The 14,075-nt window shown below is 73.3% G+C and carries 10 protein-coding genes; all 10 read right to left on the bottom strand.

Going from position 1 to position 14,075, the window contains the following annotated elements; all coding sequences use genetic code 11:
* Window positions 1-154 precede the first annotated feature (154 nt).
* Complete coding sequence (locus tag ACIRL2_RS11705) at window positions 155-979, bottom strand: cell division protein FtsQ/DivIB (protein ID WP_402231745.1); 825 nt, start codon at window positions 977-979, stop codon at window positions 155-157.
* 21 nt (window positions 980-1,000) lie between these two features.
* Window positions 1,001-2,095 carry an undecaprenyldiphospho-muramoylpentapeptide beta-N-acetylglucosaminyltransferase gene (gene murG / locus ACIRL2_RS11710; protein ID WP_395862436.1) on the bottom strand — a complete coding sequence of 365 codons (1,095 nt, stop codon included), beginning with the start codon at window positions 2,093-2,095 and terminating at the stop codon, window positions 1,001-1,003.
* A gap of 5 nt (window positions 2,096-2,100) precedes the next feature.
* Complete coding sequence (ftsW, locus tag ACIRL2_RS11715) at window positions 2,101-3,423, bottom strand: putative lipid II flippase FtsW (RefSeq protein ID WP_402231748.1); 1,323 nt, start codon at window positions 3,421-3,423, stop codon at window positions 2,101-2,103.
* Window positions 3,424-3,434: 11 nt separating this feature from the next.
* The gene (gene murD / locus ACIRL2_RS11720) at window positions 3,435-4,934 is read right to left on the bottom strand and encodes a UDP-N-acetylmuramoyl-L-alanine--D-glutamate ligase (RefSeq protein ID WP_395862432.1); all 1,500 of its coding nucleotides are present in this window, start codon (window positions 4,932-4,934) and stop codon (window positions 3,435-3,437) included.
* A 5-nt stretch (window positions 4,935-4,939) separates the two neighbouring features.
* Window positions 4,940-5,998 carry a phospho-N-acetylmuramoyl-pentapeptide-transferase gene (gene mraY, locus ACIRL2_RS11725; RefSeq protein ID WP_395862430.1) on the bottom strand — a complete coding sequence of 353 codons (1,059 nt, stop codon included), beginning with the start codon at window positions 5,996-5,998 and terminating at the stop codon, window positions 4,940-4,942.
* Complete coding sequence (gene murF, locus ACIRL2_RS11730) at window positions 5,995-7,416, bottom strand: UDP-N-acetylmuramoyl-tripeptide--D-alanyl-D-alanine ligase (protein ID WP_395862428.1); 1,422 nt, start codon at window positions 7,414-7,416, stop codon at window positions 5,995-5,997. The genes mraY and murF overlap by 4 nt, the downstream gene beginning before the upstream one ends.
* Window positions 7,413-9,086 carry a UDP-N-acetylmuramoyl-L-alanyl-D-glutamate--2,6-diaminopimelate ligase gene (locus tag ACIRL2_RS11735; RefSeq protein WP_395862427.1) on the bottom strand — a complete coding sequence of 558 codons (1,674 nt, stop codon included), beginning with the start codon at window positions 9,084-9,086 and terminating at the stop codon, window positions 7,413-7,415. Before ACIRL2_RS11735 ends, murF begins: the two co-directional genes overlap by 4 nt.
* A 96-nt stretch (window positions 9,087-9,182) precedes the next feature.
* Window positions 9,183-10,946: a peptidoglycan D,D-transpeptidase FtsI family protein gene (locus ACIRL2_RS11740; RefSeq protein WP_402231751.1), complete on the bottom strand. Its 1,764-nt coding sequence runs from the start codon at window positions 10,944-10,946 to the stop codon at window positions 9,183-9,185.
* A 1,446-nt stretch (window positions 10,947-12,392) separates the two neighbouring features.
* On the bottom strand, window positions 12,393-13,028 hold the full coding sequence (locus tag ACIRL2_RS11745) for a septum formation initiator (protein ID WP_402231753.1): 636 nt from the start codon (window positions 13,026-13,028) through the stop codon (window positions 12,393-12,395).
* Between the two features lie 28 nt (window positions 13,029-13,056).
* The gene (gene rsmH, locus ACIRL2_RS11750) at window positions 13,057-14,010 is read right to left on the bottom strand and encodes a 16S rRNA (cytosine(1402)-N(4))-methyltransferase RsmH (RefSeq protein ID WP_395862421.1); all 954 of its coding nucleotides are present in this window, start codon (window positions 14,008-14,010) and stop codon (window positions 13,057-13,059) included.
* Between the last annotated feature and the right edge of the window lie 65 nt (window positions 14,011-14,075).

Below are 14,075 nucleotides of genomic sequence, written 5' to 3' on the forward strand. Positions count from 1 at the left end.
TTCGCGTCGAATGCCGCCGATGCGAACGGTGCGGATTACTGCTTTGTCAACCTGGGGCTAGGCCGACACTAGGTCCCCATCGGACACGGTTCAACGAACACGCCGAACCTGTCCCTATTGTTTTATCGCAGTGACGGGGTGCTTTCGCTCCACGTCACACGGCGGGCGAGGTCGAAACCGCCGCCGCGGGTGCGACCGGAGGTAACGACTGCGCGGGCGCCGGCGGCGCGAGCGAGGGAAACGGCTGGGTTCGGGTCACCGGCGCGTCGGGCGCGCTGACGTCGTAGAACTTGGCGGGCCGCGGCAACAGCGCCGCGAGTACGAGGGCCTTGCGGTCGGACGCGTCGGCCCCGCCCCACAGCACGGTCTCGCCCTTGTCGAGCACGAGCACGATGTCGTCGCGCGTTCGAGCGGTGATGTCACGTACACGTTGGGCGACCGGCGGCGGCAAGGCCGATACCACCTGCACCACCCCCCGTAGCGTTTGCGTACTCACCGTGTTGGCGTCGGCCTTGACGACCGGCACCCCCGGCGGCGCGGCGTCCACCGTACCGAACCGTACGCCGTCCTTGTCGATCTCCGCATAGCGGCCCGCGTCCGGCATCACCAGCGCGGTCACCCGTTCGCGCACCGAGATCCGCACCGTGTGAGGCCAGTCCCGCTCGACGCGGACCGAGGCCACTCGCGGGATCGCGGCCACCCGGGCCCGGATCGCGTCCAGGTCGACGGAGGCCAGCGGCTCGCCGATCGGCACCGCCGCCACGTGCGCGACCTGATCCCGGGGCAGCGCGCCCAGGCCGCCGACGGCCACTTTGCGAGTGTCCAGCAGCGGCGAGTGGTAGACGAGCGCCCAACCGGTGACCGCGACCAGCACGAGCAGCACCAGGACCAGGAGCGGGCGCAGGTTGGTCCAGCGCCGGCGCGGCGGCCGCCCGGCCTTCGCCGGTCGCCCCGGCGCGCGCTCCCTCGTCCTGGGCAAGAACGCTCCCCCCGGCCCGCGCTACTGGGGCAACCGCGCGGCGGCGATCGCCTCGTGGACCATCCGGACCAACTCCTCGTCCGCGTCGCGCCGGCCGAACTCGGCCGCCGCCTTGCCCATGTCGTGCAGCCTGCGCGCGTCGGTGAGCACCGGCAGCACGGAGGAGCGGATCCAGTCCGGGGTCAGGTCCGCGTCGTCCACCAGCAGGCCGCCGCCCGCCTTGACCACGGGCTGCGCGTTCAGCCGCTGCTCGCCGTTGCCGATCGGCAGCGGTACGTAGGCCGCGGGCAGGCCGACCGCGGCCAGTTCGGCGCAGGTCATCGCGCCGGCCCGGCACAGCACCATGTCGGCCGCCGCGTAGGCCAGGTCCATCCGGTCCAGGTAGGGCACCACGACGTAGGCCGGTCCGCCGGGCGGGGAGGTGATCTTCAACTCGTTGTTGGGGCCGGCCGCGTGCAGCACCTGCACGCCCTCGGCGAGCAGTTGTTGCGCGGTGGCGGCGAGCGTCTCGTTCAGCCGCCGGGCGCCCTGCGAGCCGCCGAACACCAGCAGCGTGGGCCGCATCGGGTCCAGGCCGAACATCGCCCGGGCCTCGTCGCGCAGCGCGTTGCGGTCCAGCGTGGCGATCGCGCGGCGCAGCGGGATGCCGATGTAGCGAGCGCCGCGCAGCTTGCTGTCGGGCGTGCTCACCGCGACGAATCGGGTGTACCGGGCGCCGATCTTGTTGGCCAGGCCCGGCCGGGCGTTGGCCTCGTGCACCACGGTGGGCACGCCCTGGCGCTTGGCCGCGAGGTAGCCGGGCAGCGCGACGTAGCCGCCGAAGCCGACCAGGCAGGACGCGTTGGTCCGCTCCAGGACGGCCGCGGCCTCGCGGATGGTGCCGCGCAGTCGACCGGGGACGGTCATCAGTTCGGGCGTGGGCTTGCGCGGCAACGGCACGGCCGGGATCAGAGCGAGTTCGTAGCCGCGAGCGGGAACGAGCTTGGTCTCCAGGCCCTTGGCCGTGCCGAGCGCCGTGATACCCACATTGGGGTTCTGGCGGCGCAGCGCGTCCGCCAATGCCAGAGCGGGCTCGATGTGCCCGGCGGTTCCTCCGCCGGCAAGGACGACATGCACCTGATTCACCCATCCCTGCGCGGCAGGATCCGCGCGAACGCTCGACGAACCGCCCCGGGCCCGCGTGCGGCGAGCGCCGCCTCGGCCTTTGGCTCACCTCGGGCGAAGGACAACAGCATGCCCACGGCGAACATGGTCGGAAGCAGGGCGGAACCTCCGTAGGACACCAATGGCAACGGCACTCCGGCGATCGGCAGCAGGCCGAGCACCGCTCCGACGTTGATCATGACCTGGGCCATGATCCACGCGGTCGCGCCACCCGCGGCGAGCCGTACGAACTGGTCTTTCGTCCGACTCGCGACGCGGATACCTGCATAGCCTAGGGCCGCGAAGAGGGTGAGTACGGACAGCGTCCCCACGAGACCCAATTCCTCGCCGATGACGGCGAAGATGAAGTCTGTATGCGCCTCGGGCAAAGTGCCCCATTTGCCGTAACTTGTCCCGATTCCACTGCCGAACCAGCCGCCCGTGGCCAGCGAGTAGATGCCCTGCGCGGCCTGCAGCGTGCTGCCGTTGGGGTCGGAGAACGGATCCAGGAAGCCCGCGAAGCGGGCGGCCCGGTGCGGCTTGAGCACGATCAGCACGGTGGCCAGCACGGCCACCACGGCGATCGCCATGGCGAACAACCGGCCCGGCGCGCCGGCGATCCACAACAGCGCAAGCACCAGCACGGTGATGATCATCGCGGTGCCCATGTCGCCGCCGAGCAGCACCAGGAACAGGATCACCAGGGCGCCGGGCAGCAGCGGGACGAACATGTGCCGCCACTGGCCGAGCAGCCGGCGCTTGCGGGTGAGCACGTCGGCCCCCCACAACACCAGGCCCAGCTTGGCGAACTCGGAGGGCTGGATCTGGAACGAGCCGAAGCCGATCCAGTTCCGGTTGCCGTTCACCTCGATGCCCAGGCCGGGCACCAGGACCAGGCACAACGCGCCGACGCAACCGATCAGGAACGGGTACGCCAGCCGGCGATACCAGCGCAGCGGCAGACGTGACGCGATCCACATCAGCGGGAATCCCATGGCGACCGCGATCAACTGCTTGGTGAAGATCTCGTCGAAGGAGCCGTAGATCGTCCGGGAGGTGATCTGCGACGCGGAGAGCACCATCACCAGGCCCAGCACCGTCAGCAGCAGGCCCGAGCCGAGCAGCAGGTAGTAGGCGGTCAGCGGGCTGTCCAGGGCCCGGCGCAGTTCGCGGCGCGCCGAGCCCGCCGGACGCGGCGCGGGCCTCGCGCGCGGTTTGGGCAACCGCGAACCGCCCCACGGCCGCCGCTTGTCGGCGGTGGGCGTGGGGCGTGCCTCGCGCGTCTGCGGACCGGCGGCCATCGCTCGCCCGGTCAGCCGGCCGCTGTGTCGAGCCCGCGGACCGCTTCGGCGAACGCGTCGCCACGCCTGCCGTAGTTGGCGTACATGTCCATCGACGCGCACGCGGGCGCGAGCAGCACGGTGTCCCCCGGCCGCGCCAGCGCCGCCGCCTCGCCCACGACCTGTTCCATGGCCCCAGTGTCGGTCGCGGCGACCTCCACCACGGGGACATCGGGGGCGTGTCGCGCGAGCGCGTCCCTGATCACCGCGCGGTCGGCGCCCATCAGCACCACCGCGCGCAGCCGGTTCTTCGCGCCGGAGACCAGGTCGTCGAAGGACGCGCCCTTGGCCAGGCCGCCGGCGATCCACACGATGTCCCGGTAGGCGGCCAGCGAGGCCGCCGCGGCGTGCCCGTTGGTGGCCTTGGAGTCGTCCACGTAGTCGACGCCGGCCACGGTGGCCACGTGCGCGATGCGGTGCGCGTCCGGCCGGAAGGCGCGCAGCCCGTCGCGCACCGCCACCGGCCGCACGCCGTAGGCACGCGCCAGCGCGGCGGCGGCCAGCGCGTTCGCCACGTTGTGCGGCGCGGGCGGGTTCACGTCGCCCACGCCGGCCAGTTCGGCCGCGGTGCTGTGCCGGTCGGGCACGAACGCCCGGTCCACGAGCAGGTCGTCGACCACCCCGAAGTCGGACAGCCCCGGCGGGCCGAGCCCGAAGCCGACCGCGCGGCAGCCCTCCTCGACCTCGGCCTCGTGCACGAGCTGCTCGGTCTGCGGGTCGGCGAGGTTGTACACGCAGGCGATCTGGCAACCGCCGTAGATCCGGCCCTTGTCCGCCGCGTACGCCTCCGGCGAGCCGTGCCAGTCCAGGTGGTCCGGCGCGATGTTGAGCACCGCCGCGGCCAGCATCCGCGGCGCGCCGGCGTCGTCCTTGGGGCTTTCCTCCCAGGTCGGCAACCAGTGCAGTTGGAAGCTGGACAGCTCCAACGCGAGAACGTCGTAGGCCGGTTCGCCGTCACCGTCGCGGGCGAGCACCGCGTCCACCACCGGTGTGCCCACGTTGCCGGCCGCCGCCACCCGCTTGCCGGACGCCTCCAGGATCGAGGCGAGCATGCGCACGGTCGTGGTCTTGCCGTTGGTGCCGGTGATCGCCAGCCACGGCGCGGGGTTCTCCCGCGGGCGCAGCCGCCACGCCAGCTCCACATCGCCCCACACCGGCACGCCGGCCGCGCGCGCGGCGGCGAACAGCGGCTTGGTGGGCCGCAGTCCGGGCGAGGCGATCAGCACGTCCACCCGCTCCGGCAGGCTCTCGTCGTCGCCCAGGCGCACGTCGACGCCCAGCGCGCCCAACTCCTCGGCGCGCCGCCGGGCGTTGTCGTCGGCGGAGCCGTCGATCGCCACGACGCGCGCGCCGAGGCCGTGCAGCGCCCGGACCGCGGACGCGCCGGTGACCCCGGTGCCCGCGACACAGAACGACAACTCGGCCCACGGCGCACCGTGATGGGTGAAGGTGCTCAGGTCTTTCGTACTCACGTCTCTTACTGTCCCGTAACCCAGCCCGCGTAGAAGATGCCGATCCCGAGAATGGCGCACAGGCCGGCGATGATCCAGAACCGAACCACGATGAGTACTTCGGTCCACCCCTTGAGTTCGAAATGGTGCTGGAGCGGCGCCATTTTGAACACCCGTTTGCCGGTCATCTTGAAGTAGCCCACCTGGATGATCACCGACAACGAGATGATCAGGAACAGCCCGCCGATGAGCGCGGACAGCAGTTCGGTACGGGTCAGGATGGCCAGGCCCGCGAGCGCGCCGCCGAGTGCGAGCGATCCGGTGTCGCCCATGAAGATCTTCGCCGGTGACGTGTTCCACCACAGGAAGCCGAAACACGAGCCCATCATCGCCGCGGACACGATCGCCAGGTCCAGCGGATCGCGCACGTCGTAGCAGCCGACGCCGGGGGCGTTCAGGCAGGACTGGCCGTACTGCCAGACCCCGATGAAGGTGTAGGCACCGAAGACGATCACCGACGCGCCGGTGGCGAGGCCGTCCAGGCCGTCGGTGAGGTTGACGCCGTTGGAGTGCCCGGCGATCAGGATGTAGGCCCAGATCACGAAGAACACCGGCGTCAGGTCCAGCGCGGTGTCCTGCACGAAGGACAGGTGGGTGGACGCCGGGGTGAACCCACGCGCGTCCTTGAACTGGATGGCCAGCAGCGCGAACGAGATGCCCACGAAGGACTGTCCGGCCAGCTTGGCCTTGGCCCGCAGACCCAGGCTGCGCTGCTTGACGATCTTGATGAAGTCGTCGACGAAGCCGACCAGGCCCAGGCCCGCCATCAGATACAGCACCAGCAGCGCGGACGCGCTCGGGGTCTCCAGCGTGATCGCCTTGGCGCCGCCGTAGCCCGCGAGCGCCGCCAGGATGATCACCGCGCCGCCCATGGTGGGCGTACCGCGCTTGCTGTGGTGTCCGGCCGGACCGTCGTCCCGGATGAGCTGGCCGTAGCCACGCTTGACCAGGATTCGGATCGCGAGCGGCGTACCGATCAGCGACAGCACCAGGGCGATGCCGCCGGCGATGAGGATGGCCCTCACCCGTGCACCTCCGAGTTGCTCACGTCGTCCCCGGCCGCGTCCGCCAACAGCGCGTCCGCGAGCCGTTCCAGGGCCACCCCTCGGGAAGCCTTCACCAGTACGACGTCGCCCGGGGCCAGTTCGCCCCGGAGTAGTTCGACGGCCGCCTCTACGTCGGGCACCAGCACCGACTCCTCACCCCACGAACCCTCGTTCTTCGCGCCCATGTCGATCCAGGCGGCCTCCCTGCCGCCCACGGCCACCAGCCGGTGGATGTTCAGGCGTACCGCGAGCCGCCCGATCGCGTCGTGCTCGGTCAGCGACTCCTCGCCCAGCTCCCGCATCGCACCCAGCACGGCGAACGTACGATTGCCGCCCGCCATCGCGACGAGCGCCTTGAGCGCGGCTCGCATCGACTCCGGGTTGGCGTTGTACGCGTCGTTCACGACGGTCACCCCGTCGTCCCTGCGGGTGACTTCCATCCGCCAGCGGGAGATCGTACCGGCCGCGCCGAGGGCCGCCGCGATGTCCTCGACGGTCATGCCCACTTCGCGTGCCACCGCGGCGCACGCGAGTGCGTTGGCCACGTGGTGCTCACCGTACAGGCGCAAGATCACCGGCGCACTGCCCTCCGGCACGCACAGCGTGAAGGAGGCCCGGCCCTGCTCGTCGAGTGTCACGTTCTCGGCCCGTACGTCGGCCTTCGCGCTCTCGCCGAAGGTCACCACGCGGGCCTTGGTGCGCGAGGCCATCGCCCGCACCAGCGGGTCGTCCTGGTTGAGCACGGCCACGCCGTCGGCGGGCAATGCCTCGACGAGTTCGCCCTTGGCCCGGGCGATGCCCTCGCGCCCGCCGAACTCGCCCATGTGCGCGGAGCCGACGTTGAGCACCAGGCCGATCCGGGGCGGGGTGAGCTCGCACAGGTAGGCGATGTCGCCGACGTGGCGGGCGCCCATCTCGGCGACCAGGTACCGGGTTTCCTCGGTCACGCCGAGGACGGTCAGCGGCAGGCCGATCTCGGTGTTGAAGTTGCCGCTCGGGGCGATCGTCGGGCCCGCGGTGGCGAGCACCTGGCCGAGCAGGTCCTTGGTGCTCGTCTTGCCGGAGGACCCGGTCAGCGCGATCACCGTGGTGTCGGGATGCCGCTCGGTGATCGACCGGGCGAGTCGGCCGAGTGCCGCGACCACGTCATCGACGAGGATCGCCGGGGTGTCGGTGTCGCGCTCCGCGAGGACCGCGACGGCGCCCGCCTCGATCGCGGCGCGCGCGTAGTCGTGCCCGTCGACGCGCTCGCCGCGCACGGCCACGAACAGCGTGCCGGGGCCGACCTTGCGGGAGTCCACGACCACCTCGGCGGTGATGCGCGCGTGCGGATCCGCGCCGCCCGAAAGCCGCCCTCCGAGAGCGGTGGCGATCTCGGCAAGAGTGGTGGAAATCACTGGTTCGTCTCCTCGGCACGCGAGGTGCCGGTCGCCGGGACGCCTGGGGTCGGGGTCTCGGACGTCGGGGTGTGCGTTGATGGTGCGGGGGTCACGATCCTCGCATCGTCGGACTGCTCCGGGGACGCGGGGCCGCCTCGCATGGTTCTGGTCAGCGCGCGACGCAGCTCGACACGGTCGTCGAAGGGGTGTTTGACCGCGTTCGCGAACTCCTGGCCCTGCTCGTGCCCTTTGCCCGCGATCACGACCGTGTCACCCGCGCGGGCCCGCTCGACCGCGAGCGCGATGGCCGCGGTCCGGTCCGGCTCGACCAGCACGCTGCCGTGCGGTTCGGCCGGCCCGCGGGTGCCCGCGAGCATGTCGTCCAGGATCGCGAGCGGGTCCTCCGAACGCGGGTTGTCGCTGGTGAGCACGACCCGGTCGGCGAGTCGGGCGGCGGCATCGGCCATCAGCGGGCGCTTGGCCCGGTCCCGGTCGCCGCCCGCGCCCAGCACGATGGTCAGTGTGCCGGTGGTCACCGGACGTAGTGCCTCGAGCAGCGTCCGGACCGCGTCCGGGGTGTGCGCGAAGTCGACCAGGGCCAGGAACGGCTGGCCCGCGTCCACCCGCTCCATCCGCCCGGGCACGCCCGGGGTCCGGCCCACACCCTCGACCGCGTCCGCGAGCGAGACGCCGCCCGCGGTCAGCGCGACGATCGCCAACAGCGCGTTGCTCACGTTGAACGGACCGGCCAGCCGCACGCTCGCGTCGGCCTTGTGCCCGTCCGGGCCCACCACGGTGAAGCGGCTGCCGTCCGGACCGAGGTCGACGTTCTCGGCCCGCCAGTCGGCGTCCGGGGCCCCCGTCGCCGAGACGGTCAGCACCGGCACGCTCGCCAGCGCCGCCAGTCGGCGACCGTAGGCGTCGTCCACGTCGATCACGCCGATCCGCGAGCGCCGCGGGGTGAACAGGTCCGCCTTGGTGGCGAAGTACTCCTCCATGGACCCGTGGAAGTCCAGGTGGTCCTGCGACAGGTTGGTGAACAACGCGACGTCGTACACGGTGCCGTCGACCCGGCCCAGCGCGAGCGCGTGGCTGGAGACCTCCATCACCGCGGCGGTGACGCCGTTCTCCAGCATCGACGCGAGCAGCGCTTGGACGTCGGTGGCCTCGGGCGTGGTGCGCACGCTGGGCACCACCTCCTCGCCGATCCGGGTCTCCACGGTGCCGATCACCCCGGTCGTGCCGCCGCCGGCGCGCAGCCCGCCGTCGAGCAGGTAGGCGGTGGTGGTCTTGCCGTTGGTGCCGGTGACGCCGAACATCACCAGGTCCTCCGCGGGTCGCCCGTAGACCCAGGCCGCGATCTCACCCAGTCGGCCGCGCGGATCCTCGACCACCAGGGTCGGCAGGCCGCTGTCGGCGGCGAGTTCGGCGCCCGCCGCGTCGGTGAGCAGGGCCACCGCTCCGGCCGCGGCGGCCTGCCCGGCGAACACGGCACCGTGGAAGTTGTCGCCGGGCAGCCCGGCGTACAGATCCCCCGGGCGCACGGCCCGCGAGTCGTGGGTGACGCCCGTCAGCGTCGCCTCCGGATCGCTCGGGGCCCCGGTCAACGGAACACGGACGAACCCGGCCAGGCCGGTCAGCGGTTGGGGGCGCACCTCGGCTGGGCGGCGCAGATCACGGTTGGGCACGGCGGGCAGGCTACCGCGCTTTGGGCCGTCGGATCGTCCTCGCCCCGGTGCCGCGACCGGCCGCGCAGCCGCGGACCCGGCCGGTCACCGCGCCGGTCACCACTCGATCGGCAGGTCCACCGGGGCGGCGCCGCTCGGGGCGATCCGGCGGCTCTGCAACGCGAATGTCATCACCTGCTGGAACACCGGCGCGCACAGGCTGCCGCCGCCGCCGTCGATGCCCGGGGCCTGGAGCGTGACCGACACCACGACCTGCGGGTTGTCCGCCGGGGCGAAGCCGATGAACGAGGTCGTGTAGCCGTTGTAGCGGCCGGTCTTGGGATCGACCCGGTTGGCGGTGCCGGTCTTGCCCGCGACCCGGTAGCCGGGGATCCGGCCGTTCTTGCCGGTGCCGCCGTCGTCGGCGACCACCGTCTCCAGCATGTCGGCCACCTGGCGGGCGGTCTCCGGGCTGACCACGACGTTCGACTTGGGCGCGGCGGCGGGCTTGAACTTCCCGTCCGGGCCGGTGCTGCCCTTGACCAGGCTCGGTTCGATCCGCACGCCGCCGTTGGCGATGGTCTGGAACACCGAGGTGGCCTGCACCGAGTTGACCGACAGGCCCTGACCGAAGGGGATCGTGTACTGCTGGGAGCCGTTCCACTTCGGCGCCGGGGCCAGGATGCCGGGCGTCTCGCCCGGGAACTTCAGCCCGGTGGGTTGTCCGACGCCGAACCGGGTCAGGTAGTCGTGCAGCTTGGCGTTGGCCTCGGCGCGGTGGGGCGAGAGTTGTTCCGAGGCCAGGATCGTGCCGATGTTGCTGGACTTGGCCAGTACGCCGGCCAGGGTCAGCTGCTGCGTGGCGTGGTCGTGCTCGTCCTTGAACATCTGGTCGGCGCGGGCGAGTCGGTTCGGCACGGTCACGTGGGTGCCCGGGGCGGCCTTGCCCTCCTGGATGACCGCGGCCATGGTCATCACCTTGCCGGTGCTGCCCGGCTCGTAGGCCTCCTCGACGGCCCGGTTGCCCAGGTTGTGCACGTCGCCGGGGCCGATCCGGTTGGGGTCGTAGCCGGGCGCGGTGGCCATCGCCAGTATCTGTCCGCTGCGCACGTCCTGGACCACCACGGTGCCCGACTCGGACTTGGTCTCGGCGACCTTGGCGCCGATCAACTGCTCGGCGTACCACTGGAGGTCGCGCGAGACGGTCAGTTGCACGTCGGCACCGGGCACCGCCTCCCTGCCGGTGAGGTCGGAGGTGGGCACCCGGCGGCCGTAGACCATCTCCTGGGTGGTCCGCCCGTCCTTGCCCGCCAGTTGGCCGTCCAGGGTCATCTCCAGGCCGCCGCCGCCGTGTCCGGTGGCGTTGACGAAGCCGACCAGGTTCGCGCCGACCGGTCCGGCCGGGTAGACCCGCTTGCTGTGCTTGGTCGAGTAGATGCCGACCAGGTCGTTGCGGCGCACCTTGCCCAGGTCCTTCTGCACCTGGCGGATGTTGTTCCACACCGCGGGCTCGACCTGCTGGGCGAGCACCACGTAGCGGGACTTGGGGGTGCGCAGCTTCTCCTCGAGGGCGACCGGGTCGCCGTTCACCAGCGGGGCCAGCGCCAGCGCGGTGGCGTGCGGGTCGTACTTCTGCACCTGGGTCGGGTCGGCGGTGACGTCGTACGCGTCCACCGACTTGGCCAGGCTCACCCCGAACGCGTCGGTGAGCGCACCGCGTTCGGCCGGTACGTTGACGGTCTGGGTGCGCTTGGCGGCGGCCTGGGCGGCGTACGCGGGGGCGTCCAGCGCCTGCAACTGGAGCAGTCGGCCGGCGAACAGGGTCAGCACCACGCCGAGCGCGATCAGCCCGATCCGCAGCCGCTTGCGCGGGTCGCCCATCCGGGCGGCGCTCCGGGGTCGCCGGGCGGGCCGGGGACGCCCGGACGCGTGCGCGTCGCGAGTACGCCCGGGCCGGGCCGCGCCCGGACGCGGTCGGGCCGGGCGCGCCGGGCGTGCGCCGGCATGGTCGGCCCGCACGGCGTCCCGGGCGCCGCGCGCGGAACCGTCACCGGTGACCGGGCGCGGACGCCGGGTCCGCTCCGGACGGCCGGGCACATCGACGCCCCGCGCGTCCGGCCGCGGACGCGGGCGTACACCGGGGCGCGCACCGGCACCGCCCTCGACCGATGCCTCCGCCGACCTCGGCCGCGGCCGACGCGCGCCCGAACGCTCCTCACGGGAGCGCGTGCCCTCACCCGTGCGCCGCCCGGACCCGGCCGAACCCGCACCGGACCCGCCGGACCACCCGGCATCGCCACGCGGGCGCGGCGGGCGCCCGGCGGAGGCCGCGTCACCGGCGCGGGCCGAACGCTCGCCCGAGCCGGCGTCCCCCGCCCGCAACCGGGACCAGAGCCCACCCGAGGCGCCGCTGTCGGGACGCGGCCGGCTCGGCCGCTCACCGGACGACGCGGCACCGCCGCGCGGGCGGCCCCACCGCCCTTCGGAGGCGCCCGACCGGGCCGAGTCCTCGCCGCTCGACGCGCCGGCACCGGACCGGGGCCGAGCCGGACGCCCGCCGGACGCCGCGTCGCCGCGGGGTCGGGCCGGGCGCTCACCGGACGGGCCGCCGGCCGTGCCTTGGCGGGCCGACCGGGGCGCGTCGGGATCCCCGGGTCGGGCGCTCCGGCGTGCCGGGGGCGCCTGTCCGCCGCTCGGCCGACGCGGACGGCCGGAACGCGGGGTTTCCGCACCGGGCTCGTCCCGCTGCCCGGAACTCGCGCGTGGGCGACCCGCACCGGGCTCGGCCCGCTCCGGGTCGCCCGCGCGCGGGCGACGCGGGCCACGCGGCCCTGCCGGTTCCTCGCCCGCTCCCGGGCGCGGGCGTCGGCCCTCCGCCGCCCCGGAGCCGTCGGCCGCTCGGGGCCGGGCCACCGGGCGGGGTCGGCGCTCCGAGGACGCGGCCGGGTCGGCACCGCGTTCCCGGCGGGCCCGCCCCGCCGAACGCGGCTCGTCGGGATCACGCGGATCACGGGGGTCACGGCGTCCGTCGGTCAACGCGAGGTCCCTTCACCTGGATTCGGCGGCGCGGCGCGCGCGGCGACACGTACGTACAACGAGCGGGCCGGTGATCGGGGCCGACCCGAGTTCCCTCGGCGGACCGCTCGGCGCCCATCCGCCCGACGGTCGACATCACCCGGGCGATCCCGCCGCGGGCCGGCCCGCGGCGGGATCGCCGCCGGTGGCCCGACGCGTCGGGATCGCCCGAACGGTCCCGGGTGTGGCCCGACCCGCCGAGCCGAGGGGACCGGTCGCCGGGGTGGGCGAACCGGTCGGCGAAGGCATGCGTCAAGGGGTGGCTTCCGGCGCCGTGGGGCCTGCCGAGGCGGCCGGCGCGTCGGAGGCCGGCGGCATCGCCGCCGGGACCGGGACGGCCGGGGCGGCGCCGTCGGGCGTGGCAAAGGCGCCGGGCGTGGCGGGCACGGCAGGCGTCCCGGTGCCCGCCGCCGTCCCCGCCGGGTCCGACCCGGCGGTAACCGGTGCCCCCGGACCCCCACCGCCCGCCGGCGGTGCGACGGGCGTCGTGGCCGCGGCGGTCGCCGGGGCCTCGGGAACCAGCGGCGGCTTGGACGTGGCCGGCTTCGGCACGCCGAGCACCTGCCCGGTCGCCGGGTCGATGAACACCGGGCTGCCGCCCGGGACCAGGCCCAATTCCTGGGCACGTCGCGCGAGTTCGCCCGGCGCGGCCTTGGCGTCCAGTTCGCGCTGGAGCGCCTCCCGGTCGTCGGTGAGCTGGTCCTGGCGCTTTTGCAGCCGGCTCAGTTCGAACGAGCCCTGGTTGAGCGCGGTGTTGAGCAGGAGCAGCGACAGTAGGCCGCCGCCGAGCAGGCCGACCACGAGCACCACGAACGGCGTCCGGGTCGAGCCCTTCGCCTGGTGCGCGGCCAGCCGGATGCGGGTCATCGTCCTCGCCGCGCCGCTCATCCCCGGCTCCCCCGTCCGCCGCGTCGATTCACAGGTCTTCCCGCACCCGCTCCGCCGCTCGCAGCCGTACCGAGGCCGCGCGCGGGTTCTCCGCGTTCTCCTGCTCGCTCGCCTTCTCCGAGCCGCGCGTGAGCAGCTTGAACCTGGGCTGGAGGTCCTCCGGGACCACCGGCAGGTCCGGCGGCGCCTTGCTCTCGGCGCCGGCCGCGAGCACGCGCTTGGTCATCCGGTCCTCCAGCGAGTGGTAGGACATCACCACGATCCGGCCGTGCAGCGCCAGTGCCCGCACCGCCGCCGGCAACGCGCGCTCCAAGACCGCGAGTTCGCCGTTGACCTCGATCCGCAGCGCCTGGAAGGTGCGCTTGGACGGGTTGCCGCCGGTGCGCCGGGTGGCGGCCGGGATCGCGGTGCGCACGATGTCGACCAGGCGCGCGCTGTTGGTGAAGGGTTCCTTCTCCCGCTCGCGCACGATCGCGTCGGCGACCCGGCGGGCGAACCGCTCCTCGCCGAAGTCGCGCAGGATCCGGGCCAGATCGCCCGCGGTGTAGCTGTTCAGGATGTCGGCCGCGGTGATGCCCACCGTCGGGTCCATCCGCATGTCCAGCGGCGCGTCCTGCGCGTAGGCGAAGCCGCGGTCGGCCCGGTCCAGTTGCAGCGAGGAGACCCCGAGGTCGAACAGGATGCCGTCGATCCGGTCGATGCCGAGCCGCTCCAGCACCTCGGGCAGTTCGTCGTAGACCGCGTGCACGAGCGTGGCACGCTCGCCGAAGCCCGCCAACCGGGCCCCGGAGCGCTCCAGCGCCTCGGGATCACGGTCCAGGCCGATCAGCCGTGCCTGGGGAAAGGCCGTCAACAGGGCTTCGCTGTGCCCGCCCATCCCGAGCGTCGCGTCCACCACGACCGCCCCGGGCGCCCGCAGCGCGGGGGCGAGCAATTCGACGCACCGTTCCAGCAGGACCGGAATGTGGGCGGGCGCCGTCACGGCCCCTCCACCATCGTCGCGTTCACTCCGGGCCCTTCGTCGTGCGGAAACCCGCAGTCTAGAGG

It is taken from the genome of Embleya sp. NPDC127516, from assembly GCF_044765325.1.
Taxonomy (GTDB): domain Bacteria; phylum Actinomycetota; class Actinomycetes; order Streptomycetales; family Streptomycetaceae; genus Embleya.

What these genes read in the sequence shown, in the direction of transcription:
- ftsW (WP_402231748.1), bottom strand. Translation starts at nt 3,423, where the DNA reads ATGGCCGCCGGTCCGCAGACGCGCGAGGCACGCCCCACGCCCACCGCC.
- ACIRL2_RS11745 (WP_402231753.1), bottom strand. Translation starts at nt 13,028, where the DNA reads ATGAGCGGCGCGGCGAGGACGATGACCCGCATCCGGCTGGCCGCGCAC.
- ACIRL2_RS11740 (WP_402231751.1), bottom strand. Translation starts at nt 10,946, where the DNA reads ATGGGCGACCCGCGCAAGCGGCTGCGGATCGGGCTGATCGCGCTCGGC.